Source organism: Methylobacterium sp. 13MFTsu3.1M2, from assembly GCF_900112625.1.
Lineage (GTDB): Bacteria > Pseudomonadota > Alphaproteobacteria > Rhizobiales > Beijerinckiaceae > Methylobacterium.
Map to the genome: position 1 here is coordinate 81572 of NZ_FOMM01000003.1, position 26488 is coordinate 108059.

19 protein-coding genes are annotated in these 26488 nt (G+C 71.7%); 7 read left to right on the plus strand and 12 right to left on the minus strand.

The features are described from left to right. Position 1 precedes the first annotated feature (1 nt). From BM314_RS02490 to BM314_RS02500, 3 genes are all read right to left on the minus strand, one after another. Positions 2-1537 carry an efflux transporter outer membrane subunit gene (locus tag BM314_RS02490; protein WP_091679658.1) on the minus strand — a complete coding sequence of 512 codons (1536 nt, stop codon included), beginning with the start codon at positions 1535-1537 and terminating at the stop codon, positions 2-4. A gap of 143 nt (positions 1538-1680) precedes the next feature. Further along, positions 1681-4830: an efflux RND transporter permease subunit gene (locus tag BM314_RS02495; protein ID WP_091976736.1), complete on the minus strand. Its 3150-nt coding sequence runs from the start codon at positions 4828-4830 to the stop codon at positions 1681-1683. 11 nt (positions 4831-4841) lie between these two features. Continuing rightward, positions 4842-6164, minus strand: a complete 1323-nt coding sequence (locus BM314_RS02500; RefSeq protein ID WP_091679652.1) for an efflux RND transporter periplasmic adaptor subunit — start codon at positions 6162-6164, stop codon at positions 4842-4844. A gap of 293 nt (positions 6165-6457) precedes the next feature. On the opposite strand from BM314_RS02500, the gene BM314_RS02505 reads away from it, so the two are divergent. The 3 genes from BM314_RS02505 to BM314_RS02515 all read left to right on the plus strand — a co-directional run bounded on the left by BM314_RS02505 (position 6458) and on the right by BM314_RS02515 (position 12231). Next, positions 6458-7465: a CobW family GTP-binding protein gene (locus BM314_RS02505; RefSeq protein ID WP_091679649.1), complete on the plus strand. Its 1008-nt coding sequence runs from the start codon at positions 6458-6460 to the stop codon at positions 7463-7465. 109 nt (positions 7466-7574) lie between these two features. Beyond that, positions 7575-8849 carry an O-antigen ligase family protein gene (locus BM314_RS02510; protein WP_091926133.1) on the plus strand — a complete coding sequence of 425 codons (1275 nt, stop codon included), beginning with the start codon at positions 7575-7577 and terminating at the stop codon, positions 8847-8849. Positions 8850-8895: 46 nt separating this feature from the next. Beyond that, positions 8896-12231 carry a GAF domain-containing hybrid sensor histidine kinase/response regulator gene (locus BM314_RS02515; RefSeq protein WP_091976738.1) on the plus strand — a complete coding sequence of 1112 codons (3336 nt, stop codon included), beginning with the start codon at positions 8896-8898 and terminating at the stop codon, positions 12229-12231. Positions 12232-12366: 135 nt separating this feature from the next. On the opposite strand, the gene BM314_RS02520 is transcribed toward BM314_RS02515, so the two are convergent. The 4 genes from BM314_RS02520 to maiA form a co-directional block, all read right to left on the minus strand. Continuing rightward, on the minus strand, positions 12367-12684 hold the full coding sequence (locus BM314_RS02520; protein ID WP_091976740.1) for a hypothetical protein: 318 nt from the start codon (positions 12682-12684) through the stop codon (positions 12367-12369). Continuing rightward, on the minus strand, positions 12681-12992 hold the full coding sequence (locus tag BM314_RS02525) for an EthD family reductase (RefSeq protein ID WP_091976741.1): 312 nt from the start codon (positions 12990-12992) through the stop codon (positions 12681-12683). Before BM314_RS02525 ends, BM314_RS02520 begins: the two co-directional genes overlap by 4 nt. Before the next feature lie 65 nt (positions 12993-13057). Continuing rightward, positions 13058-14389, minus strand: coding sequence for an NAD(P)/FAD-dependent oxidoreductase (locus BM314_RS02530; protein WP_091976743.1), 1332 nt, complete (start codon positions 14387-14389; stop codon positions 13058-13060). Between the two features lie 140 nt (positions 14390-14529). Further along, positions 14530-15177, minus strand: coding sequence for a maleylacetoacetate isomerase (gene maiA, locus BM314_RS02535; protein ID WP_091976744.1), 648 nt, complete (start codon positions 15175-15177; stop codon positions 14530-14532). A 141-nt stretch (positions 15178-15318) separates the two neighbouring features. Here maiA and moaB point away from each other — a divergent pair, with 141 nt between their 5' ends. Beyond that, positions 15319-15876 (plus strand): molybdenum cofactor biosynthesis protein B, encoded by a 558-nt coding sequence (moaB, locus tag BM314_RS02540; protein WP_091976746.1) that lies wholly within the window; start codon positions 15319-15321, stop codon positions 15874-15876. A 9-nt stretch (positions 15877-15885) separates the two neighbouring features. Here the strand turns inward: moaB and BM314_RS02545 are convergent, their stop codons facing one another. Together BM314_RS02545 and BM314_RS02550 are read right to left on the minus strand one after the other, a co-directional pair. Beyond that, positions 15886-17334, minus strand: a complete 1449-nt coding sequence (locus tag BM314_RS02545; RefSeq protein WP_091976748.1) for an amino acid permease — start codon at positions 17332-17334, stop codon at positions 15886-15888. A 164-nt stretch (positions 17335-17498) separates the two neighbouring features. Continuing rightward, positions 17499-18029 carry a hypothetical protein gene (locus BM314_RS02550; protein ID WP_091976749.1) on the minus strand — a complete coding sequence of 177 codons (531 nt, stop codon included), beginning with the start codon at positions 18027-18029 and terminating at the stop codon, positions 17499-17501. Positions 18030-18187: 158 nt separating this feature from the next. Here BM314_RS02550 and BM314_RS02555 point away from each other — a divergent pair, with 158 nt between their 5' ends. Further along, on the plus strand, positions 18188-19303 hold the full coding sequence (locus tag BM314_RS02555; RefSeq protein WP_091976750.1) for a PA0069 family radical SAM protein: 1116 nt from the start codon (positions 18188-18190) through the stop codon (positions 19301-19303). 708 nt (positions 19304-20011) lie between these two features. Further along, complete coding sequence (locus tag BM314_RS02560; protein ID WP_091976752.1) at positions 20012-22114, plus strand: methyl-accepting chemotaxis protein; 2103 nt, start codon at positions 20012-20014, stop codon at positions 22112-22114. A 13-nt stretch (positions 22115-22127) separates the two neighbouring features. On the opposite strand, the gene BM314_RS02565 is transcribed toward BM314_RS02560, so the two are convergent. From BM314_RS02565 to BM314_RS02575, 3 genes are read right to left on the minus strand one after another with little or no spacing between them, the layout of a single operon-like run. Continuing rightward, a complete protein-coding gene (locus BM314_RS02565; protein WP_091976753.1) occupies positions 22128-22802 on the minus strand; it encodes a ribonuclease HII in 675 nt (224 codons plus the stop codon). A gap of 38 nt (positions 22803-22840) precedes the next feature. Continuing rightward, positions 22841-23887: a glycosyltransferase family 4 protein gene (locus tag BM314_RS02570; protein WP_091976755.1), complete on the minus strand. Its 1047-nt coding sequence runs from the start codon at positions 23885-23887 to the stop codon at positions 22841-22843. A gap of 10 nt (positions 23888-23897) precedes the next feature. Continuing rightward, positions 23898-24713 (minus strand): UDP-2,3-diacylglucosamine diphosphatase, encoded by an 816-nt coding sequence (locus tag BM314_RS02575; protein ID WP_020092658.1) that lies wholly within the window; start codon positions 24711-24713, stop codon positions 23898-23900. Positions 24714-25232: 519 nt separating this feature from the next. Between BM314_RS02575 and BM314_RS02580 the strand changes: the two genes are divergently transcribed. After that, entirely contained in the window at positions 25233-26441 is a 1209-nt protein-coding gene (locus BM314_RS02580) for an aminotransferase class V-fold PLP-dependent enzyme (RefSeq protein ID WP_091976756.1), read from the plus strand. Positions 26442-26488: the final 47 nt, after the last annotated feature.

The window sequence follows — 26488 nt, forward strand, 5'->3', positions numbered from 1 at the left end:
GTCAGAGGAACTTCAGCGGGTCCTTCTCGGGTGGCGGCGGTGCCACGTCGGCGCGGTTCCACCAGCCGCCGCCGAGGGCCACGAACAGCGCGGCGGTGTCGGCGTACTGGGTGGCGCGCGCCGCCGCCGAGGTCACCAGCGCCGAGAGGTAGCCCTGCTGGGCGATCAGCACCTGCGAGGAGGTGATCGCCCCGGCCGTGTACTGCTTGCGGATCAGCGCGAGGCTCTGGTTCGTGGCGCTCACCGCGGCGTCGGCGGCGGCCACGGCCTTCGCGTCGGCCTGGAGCGCGCGCAGCGCGTCCGCGACGTTCTGGAAGGCGGTGATCACCGTCGCCTTGTACTGCGCCTGCGCCTCCGTCAGCGATTCCTCGGCGGCCCGCTGGCGCCGGAACAGGGTGCCGGCATCGAAGATCGGCGCCGTGGCCTGCCCGACGATCGTGAAGAACGCCGCGCCCGGATTGGCGATCTGGGCGATCCGCGTGGCGCTGGAGCCGCCCGTGGCGGTCAGGCTGAACTGCGGCAGGCGGTTCGCCACCGCGACGCCGACATTGGCGCTCGCCTGCTGCACCAGGGCCTCCGCCGCCTTCACGTCGGGCCGCTGCTGCACGAGCCGCGAGGGCAGGCTCACCGGGAGCCGGGTCGGCAGGCGCAGGGCGGCGAGGTCGAAGGTCTCGGAGACCTCGTCGGAAGGCAGGCGTCCTGCCAGCGCGGTCAGCAGGTTGCGCTGCTGCGCGAGCGCCTTCTCCAGCGGCGGCAGGAGCTGCTGCGACAGCGCCAGCGCGGCCTGCTGCTGCACCACGTCGGCCCCGGCGATCTGACCCAGCGAGAGCTGCTTGTTGTAGAGCTGCAGGACCTCGGTCTGCGCCTGGATCACCTTGCGGGTCGCGTCGATCTGCGCCCGCAGGGACGCTTCCTGGATCGCGGCGGCGACGACGTTGGCGGTCAGGCTCAGGTAGGCCGCTTCCAGCTGGAAGCGCTGGTTCTCGGTGGTGGCCTCCAGCGACTCGATCTGCCGGCGATTCCCGCCGAACACGTCGGGATTGTACGAGACCACCGCCTGCGGCGTGGACAGGCTGTAGAGGTACCGGCTCTGATTGTTGAGGGGCGATTGCAGGTCGAGGCCGGGCGCTAGCGCCCCCTGGACCTGTGGCGTCGCGGTCAGGCTCGGGTAGAGGGTGCCCTTCTGGGCCAGCACGTTCTGCTGCGCCACCCGCAGGGAGGCCTGCGCGGCCTCCAGCGTCGGGTTGTTGGCGAGCGCCTGCTCGACGACGCGGTTCAGGGCCTTCGAGTGGAACAGCCTCCACCACTCGCCCGGGATGTCGGCGCCGGACACGAAGCTCTGGTCGGCCGAGCCGCCCTGCCGGGTCCGGATGTTGTCGGCCGCGGAGGGATTCTGCAGCGGTTCCCTGGTGTAGCGGCCGACCGGCGGAGCCTCGGGCGCCACGAAGTTCGGGCCGACCGCGCAGGCCGACAGGCCCAGGGAGGCCGCCAGCCACGCGGTCGCCCGTCCGCACCGTCTCGGCGCAAAGCTCACCATCCCGCCCCCGAAAACCTCACCTCGGTAGAGCGGCGCGACCCGCTGCCAAGTCAATCCGACCATCCCCGGGCGGCGCGCGCGGTGTGGCCGTTGTGGCCCCCCTGCAACGGGCCGCGCGCCGGCCCGCGGGGTCGTGAGCCGGCTCACGCGGCGGCCCGGTGCGCGGGCCGCGCCCGGGCGTCCGGGTTCGGGCGGCGGCGGGAGAACAGTGAGATCAGCACCGGGACGATCACGAGGATCAGGTTCGGCGCCAGGATGATGCCGCCCACCACCACGAGCGCCAGCGGCTTCTGCACCTGCGAGCCGATGCCGGTGGAGACCGCGGCCGGCAGCAGGCCGACGCAGGCCGCCACGCAGGTCATCATCACCGGGCGCATGCGCACCACGGCGGCGTGCCAGACCGCCTCCTGCCGCTTCCAGCCCTCGTCGAGCAGCTGGTTGTAGTAGGCGAGCAGGATCACGCCCTCCATGGTCGAGATCCCGAACAGCGCGATGAAGCCGATCGCCGCCGAGATCGAGAACGGCGTGCCGGTCAGCGCCAGGGCGAAGATGCCGCCGATCATCGCCATCGGGATGACCGACAGGGTCAGCAGCATGTCGGCCACCGATGAGAAGTTGATGTAGAGGAGCAGCGCGATCAGCAGCAGCGTGATCGGCACCACGAGGCTGAGGCGGGCGGCCGCCTCCTTCAGGTTGGTGAACTGGCCGACCCATTCCAGCCGGTAGCCTGGCGGGAGGTCGACCGCGTCGGCGACCTTGCGCTGGGCCTCGAGCACGGCGCTGCCGAGGTCGCGGCCGCGCACCGAGAACTTCACCGGGATGTAGCGCTGCTGGTCCTCGCGGTAGATGAACGAGGCGCCGGAGACGAGGTCGACGTCGGCGATCTCGGAGAGCGGCACCTGGATCACGCCGCCGTTCGGGTTCTGGGCGCCGACCGCGATGTTGCGGATGCCGGCGAGCGAGGAGCGGTACTCCTTGGCGAGCCGCACCCGCATCGGGAAGTGGCGGTCGGAGCCGTACTCGTAGAGGTCGCCCGCGGTCTGGCCGCCGATCGCCGCCTGGATCGTGGTGTTCACGTCGCCGATCGAGAGGCCGTAGCGGGCGGCCTTGTGGCGGTCGACGTCGATCCGCACCGTCGGCTGGCCGAGGGATTCGAACACCGACAGGTCGGTGACGCCCGGGACGGTGGCGAGCGCGGCCTTGACGGCGTTGGCGGTCTTGGTGAGCTGCGCGAGGTCGTTGCCGTAGATCTTGACCGAGTTCTCGCCCTTCACGCCCGAGGCGGCCTCCTGGACGTTGTCCTCGATATACTGCGAGAAGTTGAACTCGATACCGGGGAATTCGGCCTCCAGTTTCTTGCTGAGGTCCTGGATCAGGGTCTCCTTGTCGAGGCCCTTGCGCCACTGGTCGATCGGCTTGAGCGGCGCCAGGATCTCGACGTTGAAGAAGCCGGTGGCGTCGGTGCCGTCGTTCGGGCGGCCCTGGTGCGACAGGACGGTGGTGACCTCCGGAACCTCCTGGAAGATCTTGCGCATGCGCTGGACGTAGCCGTTGCCGGCCTCCAGCGAGATCGAGGACGGCATCGTGCCGCGCACGTAGAGGTTGCCCTCCTCGAGACGCGGCAGGAACTCGAGGCCGAGATTGCGGGCCGTGAGGCCCGAGACCAGCAGAACCGCCAGCATCACGGCGACCGCCAGGATCCGGTTGCGCAGGCCGAAGCGCAGGGCCGCCTCGTGGCCGACGCGCAGCACCCGCACGATCAGGGTGTCGCGCTCCTCAAGCTTCTTCGGCAGCATGAGGGCCGAGAGCGCGGGCGAGACCGTGAAGGTCGCCAGCAGGCCGCCGAGCAGCGCGTACGCGTAGGTCTTGGCCATCGGGCCGAAGATGTGGCCCTCGACGCCGGTCATCGTGAACAGCGGCAGGAAGCCGACGATGATGATCGTCGCCGAGAAGAAGATCGCCCGGTTCACCTCGCGCCCGGCGATCGCGATCGTGCCGAGCCGCCCGGTGAGGCCGTCGGGCGGATCCTCGCCCTTAACGTGATCGGGCTCGGCGATGTGGCGGAAGACGTTCTCCACCATGATCACGGTCGCGTCGACGATCAGGCCGAAATCGATCGCGCCGAGCGACAGCAGGTTGGCCGAGTCGCCGCGCACCACCAGGATCAGGATCGCGAAGCCGAGCGCGAACGGGATCGTGGCCGCCACGATGATCGCGCTCGTGAGCGAGCCGAGGAACAGCCACTGCACCACGAAGACCAGCACCACGCCGAAAACGAGGTTGTGCATCACCGTGTGGGTGGTGGTGTGGATCAGGCCCGAGCGGTCGTAGATCCGCTCGATCTTCACGTCGGGCGGCAGGATCGTGGAGCTGTTGATCTTGTCGATCTCGGCCTCGACCCGCTCCAGCGTCGGCAGGCTCTTGCCGCCGCGGGTCATGAGCACGATGCCCTCGACGATGTCGGGCTGGTTGTCGTGGCCGACGATGCCGAGGCGCGGGGCGTTCGACACGCGCACCTCCGCCACGTCCCGCACCAGCACCGGGGTGCCGTTGACGAGGCTGATCATCGTGTCGCGAATGTCGTCCATGTCGCGGATCAGGCCGATGCCGCGCACCACCGCCGATTGCTGCCCGACGTTCAGCGTCTGGCCGCCGACGTTGATCGAGGCGTTGTTCAGCGCGTTGGTCAGCTGCACCAGGGTCAGGCCCTGGGCCTGGAGGCGGTTCAGGTCGACCGCGACCTCGTACTCCTTGGCCTTGCCGCCGAAGGCCGTGACGTCGACGACGCCGGGGATCGCCTTGAACCGGCGCTGCAGCACCCAGTCCTGCAGGGTCTTCATGTCCATGGGCGAGTAGCCCGCCGGGCCGACGAGCTTGTAGCGCATGATCTCGCCCACAGGGCTCGTCGGCGAGATCTGCGGCGTGGCGCCGTTGGGCAGGGTCGGCGCCTGCGACAGGCGGTTGAGCACCCGCTGCAGCGCCTGCTCGTACGTGTACTCGTAGTTGAACTGGACCTTCACGTCCGAGAGGCCGAACAGCGAGATCGTCCGGACCACCTGGGCGTTCGGGATGCCGGCGAGCGCCACCTCCAGGGGGATGGTGATGTAGCGCTCGATCTCGTCGGCCGACTGGCCCGGATTCTGGGTGATCACGTCGACGAGCGGCGGGACTGGATCCGGGTAGGCCTCGATGTTGAGCTGCGTGTAGGCGCCGTAGCCGACGCCGAGCATCACGACGAACAGCAGCACCACCAGCACGCGCTGGCGCAGCGAGAAGGCGATCAGGGCGTTCATCGGATCCCCGCTCAGGACGCCTTGTCGCCGGTGGCCGCCCGGTCGATGAACAGGGCCCCGCGGGTGACGACCTGCTCGCCCGCGCTCAGGCCCTGGACGACCTGGGCGTTGTCGCCGTTGATCAGGCCGAGCTTGATGTCGCGCGCCTCCACGGCGCCGTCGGGCCGCGCCACCCAGACGTGGGTGCGGTCGCCCTCGTACACGATGGCGGCCACCGGCACGCTCGGGCTCGGCTCACCCTTGCCGGTGATGATCGTGTAGGTGGCGAACATCTCCGGGCGCAGCACCCGGTCCGGGTTGTCGACCTCGCTGCGCACCGCGAGGCGCCGCGTCGCCGGGTCGAGGCTGGAGGCCATGTAGTTCACCCGGGCCTTGAACACCCGCGCGCCGAAGCCCGCCACCTTCGCCTCGACCTCCTGGCCGATGCGGATCTTGGGGATCTCGCTCTCGCGGACGTTGGCCACGAGCCAGACCGTCGACAGGTCGCCGATCACGAAGACCGGGTCGCTGGAGGCCGAGAGGTACTGCCCGATGCCGACCTTGCGCTGGACGATCGTGCCGGCGATCGGCGCCCGGATCTGCGTCTCGGCGCTCATCGTGCCGTTCTTCTCGAAGGCGGCGATCTCGGCGTCGGTCTTGCCCAGCAGGCGCAGGCGGCTTCGCACCGCGTCGAGGGCGCCCTCGGCGGTCTTCAGGTCGCTCTGGGCGGCGATGACGTCGTTCTGGGCCGACTGGTAGTCCTTCAGTGCCGTCGCGCGGGCCTGGAACAGCTCCTGCTGGCGCTGCGCGATGGTCTGGTCGAGCTTCAGGAGCGCCTGCTGCTTCTGGAGGTTGTTCACGGCCGCCTGATAGTCGTTCTGCGCCTGGACCATGTCGGTGGCCTCGAGCGTCAGCAGCACGTCGCCGGCCTTCACGTCGTCGCCGGCGCGGACCAGGACCTTCGTCACCCGGCCGGCATAGGGCGAGACCACCGGGACGTTGTCGTCCTCGTTGAGGGCGATCCGTCCCTCGGCCGAGCCCTCGGGCCGGAACACGAGGTTGGCGACCGGCAGGATCTCGAAGGCGGCCCGCTGCTCCTTGGAGGGCCGGAACACCCGCTCCACCGGGCCGGCCTTCTCCACGTCGATGCCCGGGTCGGGGTTGCCCGGGGCGAACAGCCCGGTCACGGCCGCGACGAGGTGCGCGGCGGCCTCGCGGGTCCGGTCGGGAAACGCGATGGCGGCGCCCAGGGCGGCCGCGAGCAGGACGGCGGCGATCAGCAGGCCGGGCCACCGGCGCCCGCGCGCGGGGACGGCGACGGCCTCGTCCTGGTCCAGCGGATTTCGGGCGTCCATGCGGATGATCTTCTAGGTCCGGACCGAGAGTCCGGGCTGGGTGACGAGAGTACGATACGTGCCCGGACGACGCCTACATCAATGCGGTCGCTGGTGCTTTTCTATGGCGCGCCGCGGGAAGATTCGGGCGGTACGGCGTGCCTAGAGCAAAGCTTGTCCGACAGGCAATCGATCCGGCGCCCCGGTCGCGAAACCGTGTGGCCCCGTCTTCCTTTGACGGGATTTGTTACAATATGACAACGCTCGCGGGTCCAGGCCCGCGCGATCCCGCACCCGTCACCGAAGAAGCCGTCATGTCCGATACGAGCAACGCTTCCGCCCCGGCCGCTCCCGGTTCCGCCGCCGGCAAGATCCCGGTCACCGTGCTCACCGGCTACCTCGGCGCGGGCAAGACCACGCTCCTCAACCGGATCCTCACCGAGAACCACGGCAAGCGCTACGCCGTGATCGTCAACGAGTTCGGCGAGATCGGCATCGACAACGACCTCGTCGTCGGCGCGGACGAGGAGGTGTTCGAGATGAACAACGGCTGCGTCTGCTGCACGGTGCGCGGCGACCTGATCCGGATCATGGACGGGCTGGTGAAGCGCCGGGGCAAGTTCGACGCGATCATCGTCGAGACGACCGGCCTCGCCGACCCGGCCCCTGTGGCGCAGACCTTCTTCGTCGACCAGGATGTCGGCGAGGCCGCCCGCCTCGACGCCGTGGTGACGGTGGCCGACGCCAAGTGGCTGTCCGACCGCCTGAAGGACGCGCCGGAGGCGAAGAACCAGATCGCCTTCGCGGACGTGATCCTGCTCAACAAGAGCGACCTCGTCTCCCCGGCCGACCTCGACCGCGTCGAGGCCGAGATCCGCACGATCAACCCGCTGGCCAAGCTCCACCGCACGCAGAACTGCGCCGTGCCCCTCGACGCGGTCCTCGAGCGCAACGCCTTCGACCTCGACCGCATCCTCGACGTCGAGCCCGACTTCCTCGAGGCAGGGCACCACCACCATCACGATTCCGACATCCGCTCGATCTCGGCCAAGATCGAGGGCGCGGTCGACCCGGACAAGTTCATGCCGTGGATCTCGAACCTCACCCAGTCGCAGGGTCCGGACATCCTGCGGTGCAAGGGGATCGTGGCCTTCCCCGACGAGCCGAAGCGCTTCGTCTTCCAGGGCGTGCACATGATCCTCGACGGCGACGTGCAGGGCGACTGGGGCCAGGACGAGGAGCGGGTCTCGCGGGTGGTGTTCATCGGCCGCAACCTCGATCCGGCGGCGATCAAGGAGGGCTTCGAGGCCTGCCGCGCCTGAACGGGCGCCGCCTCCCCGGCGCCCCGCGCCGGGAAGGCGATTCTCAACGTTTCCGTGGCATCACGGACGGCGCGGGCCCGCGTAACCGGCCCGCGGAGCCCGCGTATCCATGGCCCACACCGCAGCGCCCGCAGGCCCGGTCCCGTCCGGGTCGGCGGGCGGAATCCCGCTCATCGCGGCCGTCGAGGGGCTGGGCAAGGCGCTGTTCGCGGCGTTCGTATTCTTCGCCTGCTTCGCCTTCTCGGAGACCTCGCCCTACGACGCGGTCGCGATCCCCACGATCCTGCTCTGGCTCTGCCTCGGCGTCCGGCTGCACCGCGGGGCGGTGCCCCTGGTGGCGCTCCTGCTCCTCTACCTCGCGGGCATCGTCACCGCGCTGCTGCCCTACCTGAACGAGGAGTTCCCGGTCACCTGGACGGTGCAGCTGGTCTACCTCTCGATCACCTGCATCTTCTTCGCGATGTTCTTCGCGGACGACACGCACGCCCGGATGGAGCTGGCGCTCAAGGCCTACACGGCGAGCTGCGTGTTCTCGGCGGCGCTGGGCATCGTCGGCTACCTGCAATGGCTCGGGATCGAGGACCTGTTCTACAAGTACGACCGGGCCTCGGGCACGTTCCAGGACCCGAACGTCTTCGGCTCGTTCCTGACGCTCGGCGCGCTCTACCTGATGCACGGCCTGCTCACCGGCTCCACGCGCCGGCCGCTCGTGTCCCTCGCCGGCCTGCTGATCATCGTGGCCGGCATCTTCCTGTCGTTCTCGCGCGGGTCCTGGGGCGGGAGCGCCGTCGCGGTGCTGCTGATGGTGGGATCGGTCTACGCCGGCAGCGACTCCCCGCGCCTGCGCCGCCGCATCGTGCTCCTGACCCTGGCGACCATCGTTCTCGGCACCGTCGCGGTGATCGGGCTGCTCTCGGTCGACCACGTCCACAAGATGTTCGAGACCCGGGCGGCCCTGACCCAGGACTACGACCAGGGCGAGACCGGCCGCTTCGGCAACCAGATCCGCGGCTTCGCCATGCTGCTGGAGCGGCCGTTCGGGATGGGGCCGATGCACTGGCGGCTGATCTTCGGGCTCGAACCGCACAATTCCTACATCGGCTCCTTCGCCAACGGCGGCTGGCTCGGCGGGGCCGTGTTCATCGGCCTCGTGGTGGCGACCGGCCTCGTCGGCTTCCGGCTCCTGGCGCGGCCGTCGCCGGTCCGGGCGCACGCCCAGATCGTCTGGCCGGCGCTGCTGATGTTCTTCCTGCAGGCCGTCCAGATCGACATCGAGAAGTGGCGCCACGTCTACATGATGCTGGGCATGGTCTGGGCGCTGGAGGCCGCGCGGTTGCGCATGGGCACGCGGCCGCAGGCGGGCGCGCTTGAAACGCGGCGCTAGGCGCGGCATCGCTCGGTCGCGGCCGATCGGCACCCGGAGACGGTACGTGAGCACACAGCCGGACAACGAGCGCGACCGGCTCGCGGCCCTCGAGGCCCTCGCGATCCTCGGGACACCGCCGGAACCGCATTTCGAGGCCGTCTGCCGGACCGCCCGGCGCCTGTTCGGCGTGCGCAGCGCGTTCGTGGCCTTCCTGGGCGACACGCACCAGTGGCTCAAGACGCCCTGTGCCGGGGTGCCGACCACGATGCGGCGGGACGAGAGCTTCTGCCAGCACACGATCCGCAGCGACGCCCTCGTGGTCGTCCCCGACGCGCGGCTCGACGCGCGCTTCCGCGACCTGCCCGTGGCCGCCGCGCCGGACGGGATCCGGTTCTACGCGGGCATCGCCCTGAGCCTCCAGCCGGGCCTGCCGGTCGGAACACTCTGCCTCGCCGATCCCGAGCCCCGCTCCGACTTCTCGCCCGAGGATTCGGCCGCCTTCCGCGACCTCGCCGAAATCGTCGTGGCGCATCTGCGCCTCACGGAGGCCAACGCGCGGCGCGACCGGGAGATCGCGCAGGCGGCGATCCGCGAGGCGCTGATCCGCGAGCAGCACCGGGAGATCAACGCCCGGGCCCGCGCCCAGGAGGCGGCGAACCTCCAGCTCACCATGGCCGAGCAGCTCGCCAGCGTCGGGAACTGGCGCGTGGAGCTCGCGGACGGGCAGCCGGTCTGGTCGGCGAGCCTCTACGCCATCGCGGGCCGCGACCCGGCGACCCCGCCGCCGCATCTCGACGCCTTCGCGCAGATCTACCACCCCGACGACCGCGCCCGGCTCGAGGCGATCGTCGCCGACGCGATCGCCCGCGGGGTCCGGTTCGATTTCGAGGCCCGGCTGCTGCGGCCGGACGGCGCGCTGCGCGACGTGGTCGTGCGCGGCATGGCCCGGGGGGAGGGGGCGGGCGCCGGCCTGTTCGGCGTCCTGATCGACGTGACCGAGCGCCGGCGCGCCGAGGACGAGGTTCGCCGCAGCGAGCTGCGCTACCGGGGCCTCGCCGAGGCGCTGCCGCTCCTGGTCTGGACCATGCGGGTCGGGGACGGTCAGGCGACCTACGCCAACGCGCAGTTCCAGTCCTATTACGGGCCGATCGGGCCCGAGCGCGCGGAGCGCCTCGTCCGGAACCACCCCGAGGATGCCGCCGCCATGGAGGCGGCCTGGATCCGGGCGGTCGAGACCGGCACGGGCTACAGCGGCCAGTGGCGGATCCGGCGTCAGGACGGCGTCTACCGGTGGCACAAGCTCTCGCTGATCCCGATCCGCCTCGACCCGGCGGACGGCGCGGTGGCGGAGTGGCTCGGGACCGCCCTCGACGTCGACGACATCGTCACGGCGCGGCTCGCCGTCGAGGAGGCGAGCGGCCTGCTCGACATCGCCCTCGACGCTGCGGAGGCTGGCACCTGGGACTGGGACATGCGCACGGGGCTCGCCGTCCTCAGCCCGGAGAGCGCGCGGATGCACGGCCTGCCGGAGACCGGCGGCGCCCACACGATCTCGGCCTCCGCGTGGACGGCGCTGATCGATCCGGACGACGTCTCCGATGTCTGGAACGAGATCCGGCGGGCGGTCGAGTCCGGCACCCCCTACGCGGCCGAATTCCGGGTCGGCGCGCGCTGGCTCTACGCGCGGGGCCGGACGCTCGGCGGCACCGACGGGCAGCCCCAGCGGATGGTCGGCCTCCACCTCGACATCACCGAGCGCAAGGCGGTCGAGGCGGCGCTGCGCACCGCCACGCGCGACGCCGAGGCGGCCCGCACCGAGGCGGAGCGCGCGAGCGCGGCCAAGAGCGAGTTCCTGGCCGCCATGAGCCACGAGATCCGCACCCCGCTGAACGGCATCCTGGGCTATGCCGAGCTGCTCCTCGACGGCGACGCGATCCAGAACGAGGACCGGCGGCGCCTCGAGCTGATCCAGAGTTCCGGCGCGGCCCTGCTCACGGTCGTCAACGACATCCTCGACTTCTCGAAGATCGAGGCCGGCGAGCTGACCCTCGATCCGGTCACCTTCCCGCTGGCCTCGACCGTCGACAGCACGGTCTCGATCGTGCGGGGCAGCGCACTCCGCAGCGGCCTCGCCATCGAGGCCCGGATCGACCCGGCCCTGCCGACCTTCGTGGTCGGCGATGCCGGGCGCCTGCGGCAGGTGCTGCTCAATCTGCTGAACAACGCCGTGAAGTTCACGCCCGAGGGCTCGGTCACGGTGACCGCGGAGCGGGAGGGCGACGGCGTCGCCCCCGACGGGCGCCCCGGCGACGCGGTCCGGTTCTCCGTGGTCGATACCGGCATCGGCATCGCGCCGGCGCAGCAGGACCGGCTGTTCAAGCGGTTCAGCCAGGTCGACGGCTCGATCAGCCGGCGCTTCGGCGGCACCGGCCTCGGCCTCGCGATCTCCCGGCACCTCGTGTCGCTGATGGGCGGCGAGATCGGGGTCGAGAGCCGCGAGGGGGCGGGCTCGACCTTCTGGTTCCGGCTGGTGCTGCCCCGCGGCGAGCGGGACACCGCGGCCCCGGGCGCCGCGGCCGACGCGGGTGGGCCGTCGCGGCCGCCCCCAGCCGCGGCTCCGGCGGCCGGCGAGGTCTTAGGCGCGCCGCTGCGGCTGCTCCTCGTCGAGGACGTGCCGCTCAACCAGGAACTCGCCTGCGCGGTGCTCGAATCCCAGGGCTACGCGGTGGACGTGGCCGGGGACGGCGCCGAGGCGATCACGGCGGTCGGGTCGTCCGTCGCGGCCGGCCGGGCCTACGATCTCGTGCTGATGGACGTCCAGATGCCCCGCGTCGACGGGCTCACGGCCACGCGCCGCATCCGCGCCCTCGCGCCGCCCGCCTGCGACATCCCGATCGTCGCCATGACCGCCAACGTCCTGCCGTCGCAGATCGAGGAGCTGCGCGAGGCCGGGATGGACGACCATGTGGGCAAGCCGTTCCGGCGGGCCGACCTCTTCGCCACGATCAGCCGCTGGACGGCGCCGGGCGCGCGGCGGCCGGCGCGGGCCGAGGTGCCGCGCCGCCTGCCGCAGGTCGATTCGGCCGTGCTCGACGCGGCGGTCCTGACCGAGATGGAGGCGAGCTTCGGCACCGATCGCGTCGGGGCGCTGCTCGATCTCCTGGCGAACGAGCTGTCCGAGCGGTTCCGGCCGAGCGAGACCGACCGCCTGCAGATCGCCCACGACGCGCACGCTCTGGTGGCGGCGGCCGGGCTGCTGGGCTTCGTCGGCCTGTCGAGCCTGTGCCGGGAGGTCGAGGCCGCCGCCCACGCGGGCGCCGACCTGATGCCGCTGATCCGGCGCCTGGAGATCCAGCGGGCGACCGCGCTGCGAGCCATCCGGCAGCTGCGCGCGGCGTGAGTCCGCGCGCGGTATCGAGGACCCTTTCCGTCGTCGCGGGCGGAGCGAAGTGACCCAGGGTCGGCGCGCCGCCGGTGAGCGCCGCGCTGCCCTGGATCGCCTACTCCGCTCGCAGAGACGGCGGCTCCGGAGCCGTCAGTCGGGAAGAGAGTCCCCTGGCTCCTCCGGCAGCGGATCGCCCGTCCAGGTCGTCGCGAAGGCGGCGAGCTCCCGCGCGTCGGCGAAGGCCGCCACGGTGACCTCGCGCGCGGCCGGCTCCGCGCCCGGATAGGGCGCCAGCAGGACGCGCACCCGGGCGAGCCGGCCGCTGGGCGCCTTCTCGGCGATCCAGGCCTGCGCCTCCGGCGTGAATCGCTCCGCGCCGTCGAGGGCCCGGGCGTCGGTGCGCAGCACGACCACGTAGCTGCCGAGGCTCGGATCGGCCTCCTGCACCGCCTTGACGATGTCGATCACGGGTTCTCCGCGAAGTCGTTGAGCTGCACCTGGGCCTGCGCCGCGGTGAAGTTCGGGATGTCGGCGAAGATCTCCTCGCCGTGGGCGGCCACGGCCTTCTTGAAGGCGTCGACCGACTCGAAGGTCAGCAGGGCCATCACCTGGAACGGGGCGGCGCCGCCGTCCGGCGTGCCGGCGCCCTTGACGACCTTCGCGTCGTGGAGGCCGAGGGACGACCAGCGCTCGCGCACCAGCGGCATGTGGTGGCCGAGATAGTAGCCCATGTCGAAGCTCGGGCCGGCCGGGTACATCACGCTTACCAGGATCATGGCGTTTCCTTCCTGTGTCGCGCCCGGTCGATCCGGGCGCCCGTCCTCGGTTCGTACGGCGACGGTCAGTGCAGCTTCACCCGCGGCTCGGTGCGCCGGGTGAGCGCGCGGGCCAGGGTGTCGAGGGCGGTCTTGGCCGTGCCATGCAGCGCCCGCTCGTGCATCTTGTAGAGCGAGCGGTACATCATCCGGGCGAACAGACCGGCGATGAGCATGTTCTTGCCGCGGACGAAGCCCATCAGGCTGCCCACGGTCGAGTACTCGCCCAGCGAGACCAGCGAGCCGAAATCCTTGTACCGGAACGGCTTCAGCGGCTTGCCGTCGATCCTGGCCGGGATCTGGCTGATCAGGTGGCTCGCCTGCTGGTGGGCCGCCTGCGCGCGGGGCGGCACCGGCGTGTCGGAGCCGGCCTCGACCAGATAGGCGCAGTCGCCGATGGCGAAGATGTCGGGGTCGCGGGTGGTCTGCAGCGTGGGCGTCACCACCAGCTGGTTGGTCCGCGTCGTCTCCAGGCCGCCGATGCCCTGCAGGAAGGGCGGCGCCTTCACGCCGGCCGCCCAGACGACCAGCTCGGACGGGATGAAGGTGCCGTCGGCGAGCTGCACGCCGTCCGCGCGGACCTCGGTGACCCGCGCCTTCACGCGCACGTCGACGCCGATCTTGCTGAGGAGCTGCATCACCTCGGCCGAGAGGCGCTGCGGCACCGCCGGCAGGATCCGGTCGGCGGCCTCGACCAGGGTGATGCGGATGTCCTTGCCCGGGTCGATCTTGTCGAGCCCGGTCGAGACGACGTGGCGCAGGGTCCGGTGGAGCTCGGCGGCGAGTTCCGTCCCGGTCGCGCCCGCGCCGATCACCGTGACGTGGAGCTGGCCGGGCCGGACCGGGCCGGCCTGCGTGTGCGCGCGCAGCGAGGCGTTCACGAGGCGCTGGTGGAAGCGCACCGCCTGGTCCTGGGTGTCGAGGGCGATGGCGTGCTCGGCGACGCCCGGCGTGCCGAAATCGTTGGTGGTGGAGCCCACCGCCATCACCAGCGTGTCGTAGGGGACGGCGCGCTCGGGCGTGATCTCGCGCCCTTCCGCGTCGTGGCTCGCGGCGAGCTGGATCGTGCGCGCCTCCCGGTCGAGCCCGGTCATCCGCCCGATCCGGTAGCGGAAGCCGTGCATGTGGGCGTGGTGCAGGTAATCCACCGCGTGGTGGCCGACGTCGAGGCTGCCGGCCGCCACCTCGTGGAGCAGCGGCTTCCAGATATGCGTCCGGGCGCGGTCCACGAGGGTGACGTGCGCGCGCTTGCCGCGCCCGAGCTTGTCGCCGAGCTTCGTGACCAGCTGCAGTCCGGCGGCGCCGCCGCCGACCACCACGACGCGATGAAGGCCCGACTCGTTCTCGACGGATGCCATCGACACTCTTTCTCCTCCCGGACCGGGATCAGTCGCCGGCCTCCTTACACGGCCTGGGTTGCCGAATACCACATCGCCGGCCGCGACCCCCGGTCACGAGTGCGACGTCGCGCACCGGACGGGCGGCGCGCGGAGCTCGGTCACGCCGGCGGGGCGCCAGGCTGGCGCAGCGGGTGCGCCTCCGCGACCGCCGGCAGGGCGAGGCAGGCCTCGGCGATTCGCGCGACCGTCGGGTAGGCCGCCGTGTCGATGCCGAAGATGTCCGTCCCGACCCAGAGGCTGACGAGGCAGAGGTCGGCATGGCTCACCGAATCGCCCTGGCAGAACCGGCCCGTCCCCGGCTCGGTGGCGAGGCGCGTCTCCAGGGTCCGGAGGCCGGTCTCGAAGGCGTTGCGCAGGAAATCCAGCATGCGCTCCCGGGGCAGGCCGTAATGCTCCATCAGGAAGGTGCGCACCCGGGGCACGTAGAGCGGGTGGGTGTCGCACGCGACCACCTGCGCCAGCGAGCGGGCCCGGGCCCGGGCCCGGGGCTCCTCGGGCAGGAGGCGGACGCCGCCGCGCGTCTCCTCCAGGTAGTCGAGGATCGCCAGCGACTGGGTGAGCGGCGGCCCGTCGCCGTCGAACAGCGCCGGCACCGCGCCCTGCGGGTTGATCTTCCGGAACGCCGGCTCGTGCTGGTCGCCCGCGTCGAGGTCGATGAAGGTCTCCTCGTAGGCGATGCCCTTCAGCTTCAGGGCGATCCGCACCCGGAAGGCCGCGGCCGAGCGCCAGTTGCCGTACATGTGCATGGGTCAGCGGTCTCCGACGGGGTCGAGCGAGCACAGCCGACTTCGCGGCGGGCCGCAAGGGGGCTGCGCGCGCGGCGGCCCGGGGGCGACAAGCGGTCCCGCCGGGCCCATATCGGTCTCCCGCCCCGGAGAGCCCGCACGATGGCCGATCAGACCGACGCCCGCCGCTTCATCCCCCTGAACATCGCGGTCCTGACCGTCTCCGACACGCGCCGCCCGGAGGACGACCGGTCGGGCGACACCCTGACCCAGCGCCTCACCGCGGCGGGGCACGCTCTGGCGGCCCGCGCGATCGTCCCGGACGAGGTCCCGGCGATCCGCGCGCGGGTGGAGGCGTGGCTGCGCGACCCCGGCGTCGACGTGGTGATCACCACCGGCGGGACCGGCTTCACCGGCCGCGACGTCACCCCCGAGGCGCTGGAGCCGCTGTTCGAGAAGCGCATGGACGGCTTCTCGGCCGTGTTCCACCGGATCTCGTACGACAAGATCGGCACCTCGACCCTGCAATCCCGCGCCACCGCGGGGGTCGCGCGGGCGACCTACGTGTTCGTGCTGCCGGGCTCGCCCGGCGCCTGCCGCGACGCCTGGGACGGGATCCTGGCCCAGCAGCTCGACTACCGGCACCGGCCCTGCAATTTCGTGGAGATCATGCCGCGCCTCGACGAGCACCTGCGGCGCGGCGCGAGCCTCACGGTGTGAGGCCGCGCGCTACGCGAGGTTCCCCTCCTTGCGGCGCAGGACCGAGTGCTTGCGGCCGTAGAAGAAGTACACGACGAGGCCGAGCGCCATCCAGATCACCAGCCGGAGCCACGTGTCGAGGGGCAGGCCGATCATCAGGAGCAGGCAGGACAGGATGCCGAGGATCGGCACGACCGGCACGGCGGGCGCCCGGAACGGCCGCTTCATGGTGCGCTCGGCCCGCCGGAGGTAGAGCACCGAGCCGCAGACGAGGATGAAGGCGGCCAGCGTGCCGATGCTCACCATCTCGCCGAGGATGTGGATCGGCACCAGGGCCGCCACCACGGCGACCGCGGCGCCGATCATCGCCTGGCTGCGATACGGCGTCTGGTAGGTCGGGTGGACGTGGGAGAACATCTTCGGCAGCAGGCCGTCCTGCGCCATGGTGAAGAAGATCCGGCTCTGGCCGTAGAGCAGGACGAGGATCACCGTCGTCAGCCCGGTCAGCGCCCCGAGCTTGATCAGGAACGCGAACCAGCCGATGCCGATCACGTCGACGCCCTTGGCGATCGGGTCCGGGACGTTCAGGTCCTTGTAGGGCACGAGCCCAGTCAGCACGGCGGCGACCAGCACGTACAGGATCGTGCAGACCGCGAGCGAGCCCAGGATGCCGATGGGCATGTCCTTCTGGGGTTTGCGCGCCTCCTGGGCGGCGGTCGAGACCGCGTCGAAGCCGATGAAGGCGAAGAACACCACGCCCGCGCCGCGCAGGACGCCGCTGTAGCCGAAATGGCCGAAGGTCCCGTCGTTGTCCGGGATGAGCGGGCTCCAGTTCGCGGCGTTCACGTGGCCCCAGCCCAGGGCGATGAAGGCGACCACGACGGTGAGCTTCACCGCGACCATGATGTTGTTGAAGAGCGCCGATTCCTTCGTGCCCCGCATCAGCAGGATCGTGATCAGCGCTACGATCAGGACCGCCGGCAGGTTCAGCAGCGCGGTCCCGCCGCCCTCGATCGGCGTGCCCGGCGCGTTGGCGAACTGCGCCGGGATCACGATGCCGACGCTCTTCAGGATGCTCGTCACGTAGCCCGACCAGCCGACCGCCACGGTGGCGGCGCCCATGGCGTATTCGAGGATCAGGTCCCAGCCGATCAGCCACGCGAAGAACTCGCCGAGCGTCGCGTAGGTGTAGGTGTAGCTCGATCCGGCGACCGGGATCAGCGCGGCCATCTCGGAGTAGCAGAGGCCGACGAAGGCGCAGGCGATGCCGCCGAGCACGAAGGACAGCATGATCCCCGGCCCGGCATACTGGGCCGCGGCGGTGCCGGTCAGGACGAAGATGCCGGCGCCGATGATCGCCCCGATGCCCATCGCGGTGATCGAGAGGGCGCCCAGCGACTTCGAGAGCTGCTGCTCGCCCTCGCCGCTCTCGACGATGTCCTCGACCGACTTGCGCCCCATCAGGCCCGACGAATCCATTGCACCATCCTTCCAGATCGGGGTGGCTCAGCGCGCGTCATCATGTCCGGAGACGGCGACGATCCTGCCGCGCTTTCAGAGTTGTAGAGGCGGATCGACCGACAACAACGTGAGCGGGCGCAAGATTCTTCCGAGCAAGATTCTCCCGAGCAAGATCTTTCCGGTCAGGCGCGCTCGATCCGCGCGATCAGTGGTCTGACCTTGAGGCGACCCGTGAACGCGCCCTCGGCACGCAGGGCCTCGCGCCGGACGACGTCGCCGGCCCGGGCCTGCCGGGCGCCGACGACGGTCTCCGCCCGTCTGACGAGCCGGCCGAGCCAGTGCCCGGCCGGGCGGTGCAGGCGGCCGAGCGCCGTCTCCGGCCGCGCGGTCCCGACGAAGCGGTCGAGGGTGCGGATCCAGCCCTCGGCCGGGACGTCGCCGGCCTCAAGGCACAGGATCCAGTCCCGCCGGGCCGCGGCGGCGCCCGCCGCGTAGGGATTGCCGCCCCGGTGCAGCACGAGGGTCGCGCCCGTGGCCTCCGCGACGGCCGCCACGGCCTCGCTCTCGCGGCCCGCGACGATCACCGCGTCGCCGACGAGGCCGCCGGCCACGCCGGAGACGAGCACGCTGAGCGTGTCGGCCAGGCGATCGATCGCGTCCGGATCGGCCGGTTCGGCCAGATAGGTCACGGCGGAGAGCATGAGCGCGCGCATAGACGATTCTGCGGCGCCGTAAACTGCCCCGCGGCCCGCGCGGCGACGCGCCGTCGCCCGGACGGTCTGCAGAGCCGCATTTGCCTGAAAAAAAGGCGCCCTTCGCCGTCGTGTTCGCTCTATGTTCTTGTATGGATCCGCGAGGGAGGCGAGTCGTCATGGGGGACACGCGCGATGGGACCGCATCCGGGGCCGCGCCGCGACTCAGGCCGAGCGTCGCGGAACCGGCCGCCCGGCGCGGGCGCGGCGCGACGGCCAACCCGACGGGCCGGTACGAATCCGCCCGGCGCGAGGCGTTCCACGACGAGACCTGGACGGCGGACGCTCCGGCACCCCTGCGCACGCAGGTCACGCCGGAGCGGTCCGCCCGGATCATCGCGCACAACAGCTCGCCCGACATCCCGTTCGACCGGTCGATCAACCCGTACCGGGGCTGCGAGCACGGCTGCATCTACTGCTACGCGCGCCCGACCCATGCCTGGCTCGGCCTGTCGCCGGGGCTCGACTTCGAGTCGCGGATCTTCACCAAGCCGGACGCCGCCCGCCTCCTCGCCCGCGAGATCGCCGCGCCGGGCTACCGGCCCGACACGATCGCCCTCGGCACCGCCACGGATCCCTACCAGCCGGTCGAGCGGGAGCACCGGCTCACCCGCGCAGTTCTGGAGGTGCTGCGGGAGGCCCGCCACCCCGTCAGCATCACCACCAAGTCGGACCTCGTGCTGCGCGACCTCGACCTCCTGGCCGAGATGGCGGCGGAGAACCTCGTGCTGGCGGCGATCTCGCTGCCGACGCTGGATCCGGACCTCGCCCGCCGCCTCGACCCGCGGGCGCCGCGGCCGGGCAAGCGGCTCGCGGCGATGCGGGGCCTGAGCGCGGCGGGCGTGCCCGTCATGGTCAACGTCTCGCCGATCATCCCCGGCCTGACGGACCACGAGATCGAATCGATCCTGGCCGAAGCGCGCGCGCATGGAGCGAGCCGGATCGGCCACGCGCTGCTGCGCCTCCCGGGCGAAGTCGCGGACCTCGTGGCGGACTGGTTCACCGAGCACTATCCCGAACGCAGGGCGCGGGCCTTCGCACTCCTGCGGGAAGCCCGGGGCGGGCGCGAGAACGACCCGCGCTTCGGCCACCGCTTCCGCGGGGAGGGCGCCTACGCGGCGATGATCGGCCAGCGGGTCCGGCTCGCCGGCACGCGTCTCGGTTTCGCCTTCGGGCGCATCGCGCTGAATCGCGACGCCTTCCGGAAGCCCGGCGCGCAGCTGGCGCTGTTCTGACACGCGACCGACGCGGCGGCGCGCGCGAGGCAGCGGACCTGTCCCACAGTACGGTTCAGCGAAAATTCCAGTCATTTTGGCCGGAAGCGGCGTAGAAATATAGTTTCAAAGATAGAAAACGACTCAAATTTTGCTTCAAAAGTGGATTTTTAGATTTCTAACGTGTGAGGAAAATCGCAGAACGTAAGATTGACATCTGTGTCATTGTGGTTCAAATGCCTGAGATCGCGAGGTTTACTGCGAGATTTTGACCAAGTTTGATTGAGTTATCGAATTTCAGTTCTATATTGAGGGTCGTTCTGTGCGTAAGAGCGCGATTTTGTCCGGCGTCCGTGTCCGCAGATCCCGCCAGTGGACGCTGTGCGCCGTGATCCGGTCGCGGGCGAGCCGCGCGCCGCGGCCCGGCTCGGTTCTGCCGGTCGCGACTGCCGGCCTTCCTTGAGACGGTAGCGTGTCGGGGTTTCGACCTCCGATGCCGACCGGGCGAACTCCCGGTCCGATGACCGGACCGGGATCGCCGGTGAGCCCCCGGACTCGCCGCGCCCTCGCCGCGCCCTTCGAGCGAACCGGGCCGGCGCCGCGTCGGGGTGCCTGTCGCGTCGCTCAGCCTTTCCGTCGACCGAGGCCGACCGGCCGCCCTGCTCGAACCGGGCAGCCCGGGGGCGGGCCGCACGCCTCGACGCACCGCGAAGAGAGATCCCGACCCTCATGCTGCGTCTTCCGCGTCCGTCCATCGGCACGATCCTGTGCGCGATCCTGTTCTCACTCAGCGCCATGCTCCTGGCCGCGGGCGCCCGGACGGCGCTGGAGGCCGGGGTGCAGGAGCGGGAGAGCCGCCGCGTCGTCGCGCTCACGGAAGGCAGCCGTATCCTCCTCGAGATCCTGCTCGCCGTGCGCCTCGAGCGGGGGCGGACCCTGCAGGCGCTGATCGCCGCGGGCAGGATCCCGCCCGCCGACGCGGCCCTGATCGCCCGACAGCGCGCGACCCGGATCGACCGGCTGGAGGCGCTCCTGAGGCTGGTGCGCGCGATCGACACCGCCGCGGTGGCGAAGACGGTCGATCCGCTTCGACGGGCGCACGAGGCCGTCACCGGCCTGACGTCGCGGATCGACGCGGCCCTCGCGGTCCCGGTCGCGGAGCGCGAGGCCGCGACCGCGGAGGTCGCCGCGACCGCCTTCCGGGATCTGCTCGACGCCCTCACGGCGACCAGCGGGGCCGTCGACGTCACGATCCCGCGCCGGGACGCGGCGCTGGCCCGCGCCCTGGACATCAAGCGCGCCGCCTGGATCACGCGGGTCGCGATCGGCGGCAACGTGGCGCGGGCCGAGACGGCCGTGACGCGGGGCACGGGCTGGTCCGAGGAGGAGCGCCTCGCGGAGGCCGAGGAGCGCGGCCGCGTCGCGGCGAGCTGGGCGAATCTCGTCGATCACATGGACGACACGCTGCCGCGGGCGGTCCAGGACGCCTTCGTGAGGGCGGGCAGCAGCAACTTCGAGGGCGAGGTCGCGGCGCGGCGGCAGGCCTTGCGGGCGGCCCTGAGCCGGGGCCAGCCGCCGGGCGTCGCGATCCAGGACCTGCGCGACCGCAACACGCGGGAGGTCAACACCATCGCCGACCTCGCCGAGGCGGCGCTGAACGCGATGGTCGCCCGCGCGCAGGCACTCTTCGCTGAGGCGGGGGCGACGCTCCTGCACACCGGCCTGTTCCTGGCCGCATCGGTGCTGCTCGCCGGTGCCGGCGCCGTCGTCGTCGTCCGCCGCGTGCTCGGGCCGCTCCGGGCCATGATCCAGGCGATGCGGGCGCTCGCCTCCGGCGACGTCGCCGTGGAGATCCCGGCCCGCGGGCGGCGGGACGAGATCGGCGCGATGGCGGCGGCCGTGGAGGTCTTCCGGGACAACCTCGTCCGCACCCGCGCCCTGGAGGCAGAGGCGGACGAGGCGGCGCGCGCCGCGGAGGCGCAGCGCCGGACCATGACGCACACGATGGCGCAGACCTTCGAGGCGGCGGTGGCCGGCATCGTCGGGCAGGTCTCCGCCGCCGCGGCCGAACTGCAGACCACGGCCTGGGAGATGACCACCACAGCCCAGGAGACGGCCAGCCAGTCCGATACCGTGGCCGCGGCCGCCGAGGAGGCGTCCGCCGGCGTCAGGACGGTGGCCGCCGCGGTGGAGGAACTCGGCACCTCCGTCCAGGAGATCGGGCGGCAGGTCCAGGGCTCGTCCGAGCTGGCCCGGAGCGCGGTCGGCGAGGCCGACCAGACGGCCGCCCTGGTGGCGGCGCTGAACGCGTCCGTCGCCCGGGTCGACGCCGTCGTCGAGCTGATCGCCCGCATCGCCGCGCAGACGAACCTGCTGGCGCTCAACGCCACGATCGAGGCGGCGCGGGCCGGCGAGGCCGGGCGCGGCTTCGCGGTCGTCGCAACCGAGGTCAAGGAACTGGCCGCCCAGACCGGTCGGGCCACCGACGAGGTCGGCCGGCAGATCGGCGAGATCCGGACCGTGACCGGTCAGGCGGTGCGGGCGATCGGGACGATCACCGGCCGGATCGGGGAGATCGACGCCGTGGCCGCCGCCATCGCGGCCGCGGTGGAGCAGCAGGGGGCGGCGACGCAGGAGATCGTCCGCAACGTCGCCCAGGCCAATGCCGGCACGCAGGAGGTCACCGGCAACATCGCCGGCGTGGCGCAGGCGGCCGACCGGACCGGTCGCGCGGCCGACCACGTGCTGACGGCCGCCACCGCGCTCACGCGTCAGTCGGAGGAGCTCGCCGCGGAGGTCGAGCGCTTCCTCACCGGCGTCCGGGCCGCGTGACCCGTCGCCCGGCTCAGTCGAAGCCGCGGGTGAAGCTGAGCCGGTGGTGGGGGCTGCGCCCGAGCTGCGACAGGCCGGCGCGGTGGACGGCCGTCCCGTAACCGACGTTGCGCTCCCAGCCGTAGCCGGGATGGCGCCGGGCGAGCCGCCGCATCAGCTGGTCCCGGAGCACCTTGGCGACGATCGACGCGGCGGCGATCTGGGGCACCAAGCGGTCGCCGCCGATGACGGCGCGGCCGGGCAAGCCCGGCAGGGCGTCGCGCCCGTCGACCAGCACGGGCGCGGCGAGGCCGAGCCGCGCCACCGCCCGCGCCATGGCGTCGAGGGTCGCGCCGCGGATGTTGATCCGGTCGATCAGGGCGCGCGACCCCGCCGCCACCGCGACCCGCGCGTGGGCGCGGATCAGGGGGGCCAGCCGGTCGCGCACGGGCTCGGGGACGCGCTTGCTGTCGTCGAGGGCCGCGAGCAGGTCGGCCGGGATCGCCGCCGGATCGAACCAGACCGCGGCCACCACCACGGGCCCGCAGAGCGCGCCGCGCCCGACCTCGTCGCAGCCGATCGCCGCCGGATAGGCGGCGGCCCGGGCGGGATCGAACGGCCCGGCGACCGGGGGCCGGGCTCTGGCGGACCCGGCCGGTCCGGCGGGCGATCCGGCTGGCGGCTTGGCTGGCGGCTTGGCGGGTGGCATCGCGCCCTCCTGCCATTCCGCGCGGACGCCGTCACGCGTCAGGCGGCGTCGCGAGTGCTCCGGGCGCCGCCATGCGCCTCGACGATGTTGCCGAAGAACTGCCGCGCGCTCACGTCCCAGCCGCGGCGCAGGGCCTCGGCCCGGCACTCGGCGCGCGACAGGCGCAGGGCCGCCAGCGCGGCGACCCGCAGGTCCGGGTCGAGCACGCCGACCCGCGTGCCGCCGACCACGTCGTTCGGACCCGGAACCGGGAAGGCCGCCACCGGGAGCCCGCTGGCCAGGGCCTCCAAGAGCACGATGCCGAACGTGTCGGTGAGGCTCGGGAAGACGAAGACGTCGCAGGCCGCGTAGACCGCCGAGAGGTCCGCGCCGGTGCGGGTGCCGAGGAAGTGCGCCGCCGGCGCGAGCGCCTGCAGCCGCGCGCGGTCCGGACCGTCGCCCACCACCACCTTGGTGCCGGGCAGGTCGAGGGCGAGGAAGGCCGCGACGTTCTTCTCCACCGCCAGCCGCCCGACGTAGAGGAACAGCGGCCCCGGCAGGCCGGCGAGTTCCGCCGGCACGGGCGTCCCGGGCTCGGCCGGCCGGAACCGCTCCGTGTCCACGCCCCGGGTCCAGCGCATCAGCCGGCCGAACCCCCGCGCCGCGAGTTCGCCCTGGAGCGAGGCGGTGCTGACCATCGTCCCGCGGGCGGCGCCGTGGAACCGGCGCAGGTACGCGTAGGACCACGCCTCCGGCACCGGGGCGCGGGCGGCGAGGTATTCCGGGAAGCGCGTGTGGTAGCTCGTCGTGAAGGGCAGGTCGTGCGCGAGGCAGTGCCGGCGCGCCGCGAGGCCGACCGGCCCCTCCGTGGCGATGTGCACGTGGCTCGGCCGCTCGGCCCGCCAGCGCGCCGCCACCCGCTCGCGCCCGGCATAGGCGAGGCGGATCTCGGGGTAGCCCGGCAGCGGCAGCGAGCGGAAATCCGCCACGGACAGCAGCGTCGTGGCGAAGCCGTGCCCCGGCGCGCGCCGGACCATCTGCTCGAGGGAGCGCACGACGCCGTTCACCTGGGGGTGCCACGCGTCGCTGGCGATCAGGAGCTTCACGGCGGCGCCCTCACGCCACCGCGCGCCGGCCCGGCAGGGGCTGCGGCACGACCTCGGCCTCCCGCGCCCGCAGGAGGCTCGGGTAGTGCAGCACCTCGATGCGGCCGTCGTAGTGCTCCACGAGCCCGGTGCAGGATTCCACCCAGTCGCCGGTGTTGAGGTAGCGCAGGTCGCCGATCGGCCGGTCCGCGGCGTGGTGGATGTGGCCGCAGATCACCCCGTCGGCGCCCTGGCGGCGGGCCTCCTCGGCCAGGATCGTCTCGAAGCGGCCGATGAAGCTCACCGCGTTCTTCACGCGCAGCTTCGCCCAGGCCGACAGCGACCAGTAGGACAGGCCGAGCCGCCGCCGCACCTTGTTGATCAGCGTGTTGAGGGAGAGCGCCAGCGTGTAGGCGCCGTCGCCCAGATGGGCGAGCCACGGCGAGTGGCGCACGACCATGTCGAACTGGTCGCCGTGGATGACGAGGTAGCGCTTGCCGTCGGCCGCCTCGTGGATCGCGGTCTCGGCGAGCTCGATGCCGCCGAAGCTCGTGCCCACGTAGTCGCGCAGGAACTCGTCGTGGTTGCCGGGCAGGTAGACGATCCGCGCGCCCTTGCGGACCTTGCGCAGGAGCTTCTGCACCACGTCGTTGTGCTCCTGCGGCCAGTACCAGCCCGAGCGCAGCTGCCAGCCGTCCACGATGTCGCCGACGAGGTAGATCGTGTCGGCGTCGTAGTCCTTCAGGAACGACAGCAGCAGGCCGGCCTGGCAGCCGCGCGTGCCGAGATGCAGGTCGGACAGGAACAGCGTCCGCACGCGGACCGGCATCTCCTCAACCTCGGCCACGGCATCCTCTCCCGGCGGCTGAACGGTGCCGGGATCCAGAGCGCGATCCGATCTCAGTTTGATGACGCGGGTTCCGACGGGGCGGAAAGACTTCGGTGTGCGGTGCCGCGAAGCCTCTCAACCGGAGCACGACTTCGTTGCGGCGCACAAAAAATTTTTTTGGCAAGTTCCGGAAGTTTTTCCGGTTTTCCTTTCGAGCGTCACCGCCTCATAATACCAAGAACCGGCCGCTCGGCACGAGCACGGCCGGACCTTGACAGGAAGGCGGCGAGGACGGCCCTGGAGCCGTTGGACGGGACGGCAATTCGGAGGCGACCGGCGCGCGGGGGCGCGCCGCGACGCGAGCGGCGTGAGGCCGCCTGCCGCTCCGCGGAGACCCCCCGATCACGGCAGAGGATGGCGTTCGAGGGGGTGCGGCGCGAGCCGCTCTCGACGGCGCCGGACCGACTCCCTGAGGACGCTTGGACAACCCGGCGCGGGTTCACGCCCGCGCGCAATGGACTTTTCGGAGGAAACATCATGGCCGCAACCCGGCGCCCCGGTCGCAACCACCTCTTCATCCCGGGCCCCACCAACATCCCGGAGCGCGTCCTGCGCGCCATGCACGTGCCGTCGGAGGATCACCGCTCGCCGAGCTTCCCCGAGCTGGTGAAGCCGCTCCTGCAGGACTCCAAGATGGTGTTCGGCTCGACCGCCGGGACGGTCATCCTGTTCCCGTCCTCGGGCACCGGCATCTGGGAATCGGCCCTGTCCAACACCCTCTGCCGCGGCGACACGGTGCTGACCTCGCGCTACGGCCAGTTCAGCCACCTCTGGGTCGACATGGCCCAGCGCCTCGGCCTCGACGTGGTCGTCCAGGAGGAGGAGTGGGGCACCGGCGCCGATCCGCAGAAGATCGAGGAGGCCCTGCGCACCGACAAGGACCATAAGATCAAGGCCGTGATGGTCGTCCACAACGAGACCGCCACGGGCGTCACCAGCGACATTGGCGCGGTGCGCAAGGCGATCGACGCCGCCGGCCACCCGGCCCTGCTGTTCGTGGACGGCATCTCGTCGATCGGCTCGCTGCCGTTCTACATGGACGACTGGAAGGTCGACTGCGCCATCGCGGGCTCCCAGAAGGGCTTCATGCTGCCGGCCGGCCTCGGCCTGATCTGCATCAGCCCGAAGGCGCTCAAGATCGCCGAGGGCGGCACCGGTCGCAACGACCGGCTCGGCCACGCCTACTTCGCCTGGAAGGACCAGCTGGCCGCCAACGCCACCGGCTACTTCCCCTACACCCCCGTCCTGCCGCTGCTCTACGGCCTCCGCGAGGCCCTGGAGATCGTCAAGGAGGAGGGGCTGGAGAACGTCTACCACCGCCATCACGTGCTCGGTGAGGCGACCCGCCAGGCGGTCGCGGCCTGGGGCCTCAAGCCCTGCGCCAAGGGGCCGAAGTGGAACTCCGACACGGTCACGGCGATCGTGGTGCCGGAGGGCGCCGACGCCGCCAAGGTGATCACCCACGCCTACGAGCGCTACAACCTCTCGCTCGGCGCCGGCCTGTCGAAAGTCGCCGGCAAGGTGTTCCGCATCGGCCACCTGGGCGACCTGAACGAGCTGTCGCTGCTGGGTGCCATCGCGGGCGCCGAGATGGCCATGCTCGATTGCGGCATCAAGGTCACCCCGGGCTCGGGCGTCGCCGCCGCCTCCAGCTACCTGCGCGAGAATCCGCTGCATAAGGCGTGATCTGCGCCCGCGATCGGGGCGGGACCGGGTTGCCGGGCCCGCCCCGA

Excerpts from the sequence above, each read along its gene's own strand:
- BM314_RS02490 (WP_091679658.1), bottom strand. The coding sequence starts at position 1,537 with ATGGTGAGCTTTGCGCCGAGACGGTGCGGACGGGCGACCGCGTGGCTG.
- BM314_RS02495 (WP_091976736.1), bottom strand. The coding sequence starts at position 4,830 with ATGAACGCCCTGATCGCCTTCTCGCTGCGCCAGCGCGTGCTGGTGGTG.
- BM314_RS02500 (WP_091679652.1), bottom strand. The coding sequence starts at position 6,164 with ATGGACGCCCGAAATCCGCTGGACCAGGACGAGGCCGTCGCCGTCCCC.
- BM314_RS02505 (WP_091679649.1), top strand. The coding sequence starts at position 6,458 with ATGTCCGATACGAGCAACGCTTCCGCCCCGGCCGCTCCCGGTTCCGCC.
- BM314_RS02510 (WP_091926133.1), top strand. The coding sequence starts at position 7,575 with ATGGCCCACACCGCAGCGCCCGCAGGCCCGGTCCCGTCCGGGTCGGCG.
- BM314_RS02525 (WP_091976741.1), bottom strand. The coding sequence starts at position 12,992 with ATGATCCTGGTAAGCGTGATGTACCCGGCCGGCCCGAGCTTCGACATG.
- BM314_RS02530 (WP_091976743.1), bottom strand. The coding sequence starts at position 14,389 with ATGGCATCCGTCGAGAACGAGTCGGGCCTTCATCGCGTCGTGGTGGTC.
- maiA (WP_091976744.1), bottom strand. The coding sequence starts at position 15,177 with ATGCACATGTACGGCAACTGGCGCTCGGCCGCGGCCTTCCGGGTGCGG.
- moaB (WP_091976746.1), top strand. The coding sequence starts at position 15,319 with ATGGCCGATCAGACCGACGCCCGCCGCTTCATCCCCCTGAACATCGCG.
- BM314_RS02545 (WP_091976748.1), bottom strand. The coding sequence starts at position 17,334 with ATGGATTCGTCGGGCCTGATGGGGCGCAAGTCGGTCGAGGACATCGTC.
- BM314_RS02550 (WP_091976749.1), bottom strand. The coding sequence starts at position 18,029 with ATGCGCGCGCTCATGCTCTCCGCCGTGACCTATCTGGCCGAACCGGCC.
- BM314_RS02555 (WP_091976750.1), top strand. The coding sequence starts at position 18,188 with ATGGGGGACACGCGCGATGGGACCGCATCCGGGGCCGCGCCGCGACTC.
- BM314_RS02560 (WP_091976752.1), top strand. The coding sequence starts at position 20,012 with ATGCTGCGTCTTCCGCGTCCGTCCATCGGCACGATCCTGTGCGCGATC.
- BM314_RS02565 (WP_091976753.1), bottom strand. The coding sequence starts at position 22,802 with ATGCCACCCGCCAAGCCGCCAGCCAAGCCGCCAGCCGGATCGCCCGCC.
- BM314_RS02580 (WP_091976756.1), top strand. The coding sequence starts at position 25,233 with ATGGCCGCAACCCGGCGCCCCGGTCGCAACCACCTCTTCATCCCGGGC.